This is a genomic window from Hyphomicrobium sp., from assembly GCF_041674905.1.
Taxonomy (GTDB): Bacteria; Pseudomonadota; Alphaproteobacteria; order Rhizobiales; family Hyphomicrobiaceae; genus Hyphomicrobium_B.
Map to the genome: position 1 here is coordinate 1 of NZ_JBAYUV010000066.1, position 7,331 is coordinate 7,331.

General features: G+C 60.6%; 8 protein-coding genes and 1 pseudogene. All 9 read left to right on the forward strand.

Features of this window, described 5'->3' with window-relative positions; all coding sequences use genetic code 11:
- Nucleotides 1-1,264, forward strand: a pseudogene (locus WC026_RS17000) (hypothetical protein); the annotation flags it as partial.
- 39 nt (nucleotides 1,265-1,303) lie between these two features.
- Nucleotides 1,304-1,720 (forward strand): hypothetical protein, encoded by a 417-nt coding sequence (locus WC026_RS17005; protein WP_372712198.1) that lies wholly within the window; start codon nucleotides 1,304-1,306, stop codon nucleotides 1,718-1,720.
- 43 nt (nucleotides 1,721-1,763) lie between these two features.
- A complete protein-coding gene (locus tag WC026_RS17010) occupies nucleotides 1,764-2,168 on the forward strand; it encodes a hypothetical protein (RefSeq protein ID WP_372712199.1) in 405 nt (134 codons plus the stop codon).
- 215 nt (nucleotides 2,169-2,383) lie between these two features.
- The gene (locus WC026_RS17015; protein WP_372712200.1) at nucleotides 2,384-2,593 is read left to right on the forward strand and encodes a hypothetical protein; all 210 of its coding nucleotides are present in this window, start codon (nucleotides 2,384-2,386) and stop codon (nucleotides 2,591-2,593) included.
- A gap of 17 nt (nucleotides 2,594-2,610) precedes the next feature.
- Nucleotides 2,611-3,507 (forward strand): hypothetical protein, encoded by an 897-nt coding sequence (locus tag WC026_RS17020; RefSeq protein ID WP_372712201.1) that lies wholly within the window; start codon nucleotides 2,611-2,613, stop codon nucleotides 3,505-3,507.
- Nucleotides 3,507-5,222, forward strand: a complete 1,716-nt coding sequence (locus tag WC026_RS17025) for a hypothetical protein (protein WP_372712202.1) — start codon at nucleotides 3,507-3,509, stop codon at nucleotides 5,220-5,222. Before WC026_RS17020 ends, WC026_RS17025 begins: the two co-directional genes overlap by 1 nt.
- The gene (locus WC026_RS17030; RefSeq protein WP_372712203.1) at nucleotides 5,222-6,001 is read left to right on the forward strand and encodes a hypothetical protein; all 780 of its coding nucleotides are present in this window, start codon (nucleotides 5,222-5,224) and stop codon (nucleotides 5,999-6,001) included. The genes WC026_RS17025 and WC026_RS17030 overlap by 1 nt, the downstream gene beginning before the upstream one ends.
- A gap of 49 nt (nucleotides 6,002-6,050) precedes the next feature.
- On the forward strand, nucleotides 6,051-7,067 hold the full coding sequence (locus tag WC026_RS17035) for a hypothetical protein (RefSeq protein ID WP_372712204.1): 1,017 nt from the start codon (nucleotides 6,051-6,053) through the stop codon (nucleotides 7,065-7,067).
- 2 nt (nucleotides 7,068-7,069) lie between these two features.
- On the forward strand, nucleotides 7,070-7,331 hold a 262-nt coding region (locus WC026_RS17040), incomplete at its 3' end, for a hypothetical protein (protein ID WP_372712205.1).

A 7,331-nucleotide genomic window follows, 5' to 3' on the forward strand; every position in this document is an offset into this window, starting at 1 on the left:
CCTCGGCACTGGCACGGCGCTCGTCGACCGATGGTTTCAGATCTCGGCACAGAAGATCATCAATGATGCGGGTCTGGCCGGGTCGGCCATCGCCAGCTTGGTTGCGCTGTTCCCTGAGTTGGGCGGTGTCGTCAAAGATTCGAACGCGGCGCTGCGTGTCGCGGTCGAGGCGGCCGAGGCGGAGGTGGCGCAGGCGCGAACTGCACTGGAGCAGGCATACCAGCGTGAAGTGTCTGCGCTGGACGGCCTCATCAGCCGGATGAAATCGTTCATCGACCAGTTCAAGAAGTTTCGTGATAGCCTCTGGCTTAACCCAAACCTGTCGGTTTTGAGCCCCGAGCAGCGGCTTCTCGAGGCCCAGCGTCAGTTCCGCGACGTCGCCGCGCTGGCAGCCCAGGGCGACGAAACGGCGCTGGGCAAGCTTCAGGATGTCTCGCAGGCTTATCTCGACGAGGCCAAGAGCTTCTATGCGTCGACCGAACAATACTACGCCGCGTTCATGGAGGTCCAGGGCGTCCTGGAGGCTGCCGAGGACGCTGCCAATCGGCAGCTCAGCACGTCGCAGCAACAGCTCGCGGTGCTGAACCAGCAGGTGGCCGGACTGATCTCGATCAATAACTCGGTGCTATCGGTCGAGGCGGCAATCAATAATCTGACGCTGGCGCAGTCGAATCTCGCCGCAGCTATGGCCAATCTAAACAACGCGCGCGATTGGGGTCTGCGGCCCGAGATCAACCGACTGTTGGTCGAGGGTCTACAGCAGCAGGGCATCAACTACACGGGCGGGTTTGGCTCCGGAGAATTTGGGGCGTGGCGGCAGACGCAATCCCAGGCCGTCAACGACATCATCTCGCAGATCGAGCAATCGATCCCGCAAAGCCTGATTGATTTCTACGCGCGCCAGAACAAAGTCGCTCCGTTCCAGCCGGCATATGCTTCTGGCACGGACTTCCACCCCGGCGGGCTGGCGTGGGTCGGAGAGCAGGGGCGCGAGCTGGTGAACCTGCCGCGCGGATCGCAGGTGATCCCGAACGACATCCTCCGCGGGTTCGCAGGACGTGGTTCGAACGATAATCGCGAGCTGGTGTCTGAGGTGAGGGCGCTGCGACAGGAGGTGGCGGCGCTCCGCGGCGACACCCGTGCCGGGGCCGTGCATGTGCGCGAGGGCGTCGATCAGGCGGCCAACAGGACGGAGCGCGTCAGTGCGGCAGCCCGTCAGCAGGCCAACCGTCCGCGGGGCTACGGCACGCGCGGCGCTGCGTAGCCCGACATTCGTCTCAGAATCGTAGAGAGGGAAATCGTCATGACTGGCGAAAAATTCGCATTCCAGGTTGGAGAACGCGTCCAGTTTAAGGATGGGAAGAACATTCGCGTTGGTGTGATCGCTACACAGGAAAGCGCCAAGGGCGACTATCCCATTGGTTATGATGTCTTGTTCAGGATGCGTGCGAATGTTGTGATCGACAATGAGGTGCATGTGGCGGATCACATCCGACGCTCGCGCATCGCGGAAAGCGATTTGTCATATGCGGACGAAGAGTTCGCGTTCGATCTTGGCGACGCGGTTGCAGTCAAAAACTCGGAAGTCCGAGGCAAGATCGTCGACCGCTTACCGATTGGCGGTGAGCACGTCGAGCCTCGATACGCTGTCAATTTTACCGGCGACGACAAACTGCAACACATCGCATGGTGGGGCGAAACGACGCTGATCGGCTCATAATCGACTGAAGCTTCAACCTCTGCATCACTGAAGGAGTCCGGGCGTGTCTCAGGCAACAAACTACAGCGAATACAAGGTCTGCGACCATGTGATGGGTCGGACCTCTTACACCAAGCCGTCAACGACGTATCTCGCTCTATCGACGGCCGACCCTGGGGAAACGGGTTCGCAGTCCAACGAGCCGTCCGGAAATGGCTATTCGCGGCAGGATGCATCGAGTGCATTCGGAGACGCGAATACCACGACAGGGACGGCGGTGAACTCGTCTGTTATGACGTTCGGTCCTTGTACGACCTCTGGATGGGGCACGATCACCCATGGGCTCTACTGCGATGCCAGCACGACGGGTAACGGCCTGGTCTATTTCGCGTTGACGTCATCGCGTACGATTGCGGTCGGAGACTCATTGCAATTCGCGACCAGTCAGCTTTCGGTGTTCGTCGCATGACAGTACGGGGAAGGATTCAAGTTATTCCTGGCGCGACGGCTCGGCCCGATTCAGGTTCGCACTATCTGACGATTGAGGCGGCCGTCGGTCAGAACTGGGCCGCTCATCGGCACCTTGATGTTCATGGTCTATGGGTTCTTACATGCCTTCCGATCGGGCTCAACCTTCCGCCGGACTGGTGTTCGTTCCCGACCGAGGAGCAGGCGATCGCCGCCATGAATGAAATCGAACGGCTGAGCAATTCGTGGCACGTTGTGACGCCGCAACATTTCAGCGATCCTGAAATGGGTCGAAAGCTGAGAGAGATCGCGAAACGAAACAGCGCTGTTGCAGGCCCACTGGGAGCGATCGGCATGATGGATCACAACATGATGGGGAAGCGGTTGCCGCACCGCCCAAATGCTTACGGGGAAACGTGCAGCTGATCTGACGGAGCCGGTAGATGCTGGGTTTTGGTTCGCTTGGCGAATTTGCTCTTGGTGATGTTGGCGAACTGCCGAGTGTACAGGCTGGTGCCGGAATCGCGTCCATCACTTTCGGAGCTACAGGTGGGGGCGGGGTTGTCCACCAGGCTGCCGGGAGTGCTGGACTGTCTTTTGGGGCTGTCGGCTCGGCCTCGCTTCTGCCTACAGGCTTTTCGACGGACTGGCCGCATGCGATCGGGCAAGCGGCAATCGGGGCTGGCGCAGACCCGTTCTATGCGAATATCCAGCAAGGCTCAGGTGCGGCCGGCATTGTGTTCAGCGCGTCGGGTGATGCGCTGCGATTGCGTCATGCCGGTGGTTCTGCCGGAATCTCCTTCGGAGCCGAAGGCACGCCGCTGGCGATTGTTCAAGCTGCGGGAGACGCGGGTTTCGCCTTTGGAGCAGAAGGCGAAGCAATTCGGGTGCGTGATGCTGCCGGCTCGGCGGGCATAGAGTTTGGGTCTACTGGCACGGTTGCGCTTAAAGCGGCCGGAGCTGGGTCGGCAGATATTTCGTTCGGGGCAGTAGGCATCCCGATCATGACTGGCCGTCCTAATGGTACGGCTGGCATCGTATTTGGGGCTATTGGGGTCCCTCGAATCACAGCGCGCCCCGCGGGGTCTGCTGAAATTACGTTTGGCGCGACTGGCGACCCCAACAACATTCAATTCGGCTCAGGCGAATGCTCGATCACGTTTGGGTCTGGTGGCTCACCTATTCGAGTTCGCGGCGCGAGCGGGCAGGCCGGGATTGTGTTCGGAGCCGAGGGCGTCTCATCGTCGCCTTACATCGATATGGTAACGCGGCCTGGCGCGCGGCTGGTGATCGCTGCGCAAGTCACGCTGTGGGCTCCAGGTGACAGGATCGCAGCGTAATGCTCGGCTTCGGCGCTTTCGGTGAATACGCGATCGGCGAGATCGGCCCGCTACCGTTCGAGGGGCGGGCCTCGATTTCCTTCGGCGCTGTTGGTGCGCCAAGTCTTTTGCGAGTCGGCGAAGGGAATGCTGGCATCGTATTCGGCGCAACCGGGTCGATGCGGGTGTTTGTCTTTGCTAGCGGTAACGCCGGCATCTCCTTCGGCGCGGATGGCAGCCCAAACTTTGTTCTGTACGCCGCGACACGCGAGTTCATCAGCCGCGCGTCGGATCAAATCCCGAACCAGCCGTTCTATGGCACGCTTGAACAGACGCTGCAATTCGACGCCTCGATCGTAGCAGGCGATGGTTTCGGCCGCGTCTCTCTCGGCTGGGGGGAACTTACACTCATCAATTCGGACGGGTATTACGACGACATCATCCGCCGCTATGTGGCCGACGGTCGGCGTGTCGTGATCTCGATCGGTGACGAGCGCAATGTGGCGACGACCGGCTTCGACGGCTTCCACACGGTATTCGACGGCACGGCGACAGGCATCCATGTGGAAGAGGATGCTGTGCGTGTACTGTTGCGCGATAACACCTACAAGCTGGAAGCCCCCGTTCAGCGGTCGATCTATGGTGGCACCGGCGGGCTTGACGGCACGGAGGACCTTAAGGGCAAGCGAAAGCCGCGAGCGCTTGGCTATTGTTCAAATCTCTCTCCAGCATTCGTCATCCCGAACCTGAAGCTGTTTCAGGTCAATGACGGCCCGGTGCAGGCGATTTCGGCCGTCTATTCTCGCGGCGCGTCGATCACCTTCGATCAGGACTATCCGACGGCGGTCGATCTGATGGCGGCGACGATTCCGGCCGGAAAATATGCAACCTGCCTCGCGGCCGGATTGTTTCGCGTCAACTTCGTGCTGGAAGGTGAGGTGACGGCCGATGTCGAGGGTGATTGCGGTGGCGACGGCTTCGCCTCGTCGGCCGCCGAGATCATCCAGAAGGTGCTGGGCGAGGTTGTCGGCGTCAACGTTCCGGGCGATCTCGACACGGTATCGTTCTCGCGGGTCGAGGCACTGCAAGCCGCGCCGCTGCAATACTATCTCGACACGTCGTCGAATGTGACGGTCGCCGATCTGGTCGCTGATATCATGGGATCGATTGGCGGCTGGGGCGGATTCCGGCGAGACGGGAAGTTCGAGCTGGGCCTGTTCCGCGCGCCGAATACTTCAAGCGTCCCCAGCCACCGCTACAGCCGGATCGACATCACCGACATTCGGCGCGAGAGGCTGCCCGACGGAATTGATCCGCCGCCATACCGCTACCGCGTAGCGTGGGGGCGGAATTTTACCACACAAACTGATCTTGCAGGGTCTGTCTCGGAATCGCGCGTGGCTTTCCTGTCTGAAGGCTATCGGCTGGCCGAAGCGAGCGACGCGATTGTCCAGTCCGACCATCCTCTGGCGCAGGACCCGTCTCCCGTCGAGTCCTATTTCCGAGATGAGGCGGATGCGCAGGCAGAGGCGGAGCGGCTGCTTGATCTCTATGGGCGAGCAACCCGCTCGCTCTATCGCATTGTGCTGAAATCGCGACCCTTCATCCACTACATCGGCGAACTGATGTGGGTGGATTATCCGCGGTGGGACTTACAGGGCGGACGCATGCTACGGATCGTGTCGGTGTCCGAAAAGACCGAAAGCAACGAAGTCGAAGTGATCGGATTTGGCTGATGGCTAACGCTGCAATCGCTTTCGAAAATCTTGCCGATGCCGGCGATATGCTCGCGTCCAGTTCAATCGTACTCGCGCCGCCAGCGACGTTGCAGAGCCCGCATGTTGCACGAAAATGGCGGGGCAAGAACGGTGATACCGAATACATCCTCACCTCGCTTCTTGAGGGCTTCGACACAATCTGGCTCGGGGGTCTGAGCCTGACAGCTGCCGGCATCACGCGCATCCGTGTGTCAAGCGTCGATAGCGCAGGGCTTGCGGGGGACGTCTATGATAGTGGAAGCGCGGCCGGGCGCATTGACCCGGCCTATGCCACCTTGCTGGCATTGCTGTCTGAGCAAGTCGACGGATATGTCCGGATTGACCTTCAAGAGCCCGGGGCGGCTTATGTGGAAGCGGGCCGCTTGTTCATCGGGCCGCGATACCAATTTCCGTACAACTTCGAATACGGATGGTCGTCGCGCTGGATCGACCGATCGCAGGCAAAGGAGAGCCGCGGCGGGCAGACCTATATCGACGCGGATGTAAGCTATCGTTGTTGGTCCATGAACTTCGGCTGGGTGCCTGAGCAATTCCGCAACGATGTGCTCGAACATCTGGATCGCATCGTCGGAACGCGCAGCGACATGCTGATGATCAAGGATGCGGCGAGTTCGCGTCTCGATCGAGATTCATTATGGGGCCGGGTTCGCGAAGTCTCAGCCATTCAGCAGCCGCAAGGATTTTCAGATAGCGGCGGGCTCTTTTCGAAGTCGTTCGAACTCTACGAGCGGCTCTAAGCATCACTCATGATAATCGGAAGGCGTGCGCGCGAGCGCATGAGAACCTATGACGCATATTTGGGCTGATCGTATCCGCGAGACGTCATCGTCGACCGGAACTGACGATTTCACACTCGCCGGGCCGGTGACGAATTTCCGTGAATTCGGCGATGTGATGTCGAACGGCGATACATGTTTCTACTTCGCTGTGCTAGAAGGAGGCGGATGGGAGTCAGGCATCGGCACCAAAGGGACCGGCACGCTGGAACGCACGACGGTGCTGATGACTTCGGCCGGTAACACGTCGAAGCTGTCGTTTGGAGCCGGCGCAAAGGACGTCTTCCTGGGGTTACCGGCCGCGTACATTCTCTCGAAGCTCGGCGGCACGCTCGCCGGCGCTTTGAATTGGGCGACGGCCGCGACCGTGGCGTCCGCGACGACGGCCGACATCGGCGCAGCGGCTTCGAACTTCGTCAGCATCACCGGCACGACGACGATCACCGGACTCGGCACGATCGCGGCCGGCGCGATGCGTTGGGTCAAGTTTGGCGGCGCGCTGACATTGACGCACAACGGCACGTCACTCATTCTGCCGGGCGGTGCGAACATCACGACCGCAGCGGGAGACACTGCGGTATTCGTCTCGGAAGGCTCGGGCAACTGGCGTTGCCTTGGGTATCAGCGTGCGAATGGCGGCATTATCACGCAAGCCGCTGCGAGCGATTTTTGGGCTGGGACGAGTGTTTCGAAGCCGACCACGCCGAAAACGATCGCCGATGCCGGCGCGCTTGTGTCGCTGACGTCGGGGACGACGATCAACACGGACGGCTCTGCCGGCCAGAACTTCATGGTCACGCTCGACCACAATGCGACCTTCGCGGCTCCGACGAATCTGATCGACGGCAAGGTCTACACCTGGATCATCAAGCAGGGATCGACGGGCGGCACGGGCGCGTTCAACGCGGCGTTCGAATTCCCATCGGCACCGACATTGAGCACGGGCGCGGGGAAATACGACATTGTGTCGGCGGTCTATTGCGCGGCGGATAGCAAGCTGATTGCCCGCTTCAGCAAGGGATCGTAACCATGCGCATCAACGTCGCTCTCGCGCGCCGTGTCGCGCTGATCCTCGGGCTGAGCTTCCCGACCTTCTGCAACGCTCTTGCCGATGGCCGCGCGGTGCTGCCGCCGAAATGGATGGTCGAGGCGTACCTGTCCGACGCTCTCGTCAAGCCGTCGCGCGATGATATTGCAAGAGCGATCATTCCGGGGCTGGGAATGGTGCCGGCGTTTATGGGCGGCGGAAAACCTGGTGTTGCCACAACGTGGAATCCGTCTGACAAGGCGA

What these genes read in the sequence shown, in the direction of transcription:
- WC026_RS17025 (WP_372712202.1), top strand. Translation starts at nt 3,507, where the DNA reads ATGCTCGGCTTCGGCGCTTTCGGTGAATACGCGATCGGCGAGATCGGC.
- WC026_RS17015 (WP_372712200.1), top strand. Translation starts at nt 2,384, where the DNA reads ATGAATGAAATCGAACGGCTGAGCAATTCGTGGCACGTTGTGACGCCG.
- WC026_RS17035 (WP_372712204.1), top strand. Translation starts at nt 6,051, where the DNA reads ATGACGCATATTTGGGCTGATCGTATCCGCGAGACGTCATCGTCGACC.
- WC026_RS17030 (WP_372712203.1), top strand. Translation starts at nt 5,222, where the DNA reads ATGGCTAACGCTGCAATCGCTTTCGAAAATCTTGCCGATGCCGGCGAT.
- WC026_RS17005 (WP_372712198.1), top strand. Translation starts at nt 1,304, where the DNA reads ATGACTGGCGAAAAATTCGCATTCCAGGTTGGAGAACGCGTCCAGTTT.
- WC026_RS17020 (WP_372712201.1), top strand. Translation starts at nt 2,611, where the DNA reads ATGCTGGGTTTTGGTTCGCTTGGCGAATTTGCTCTTGGTGATGTTGGC.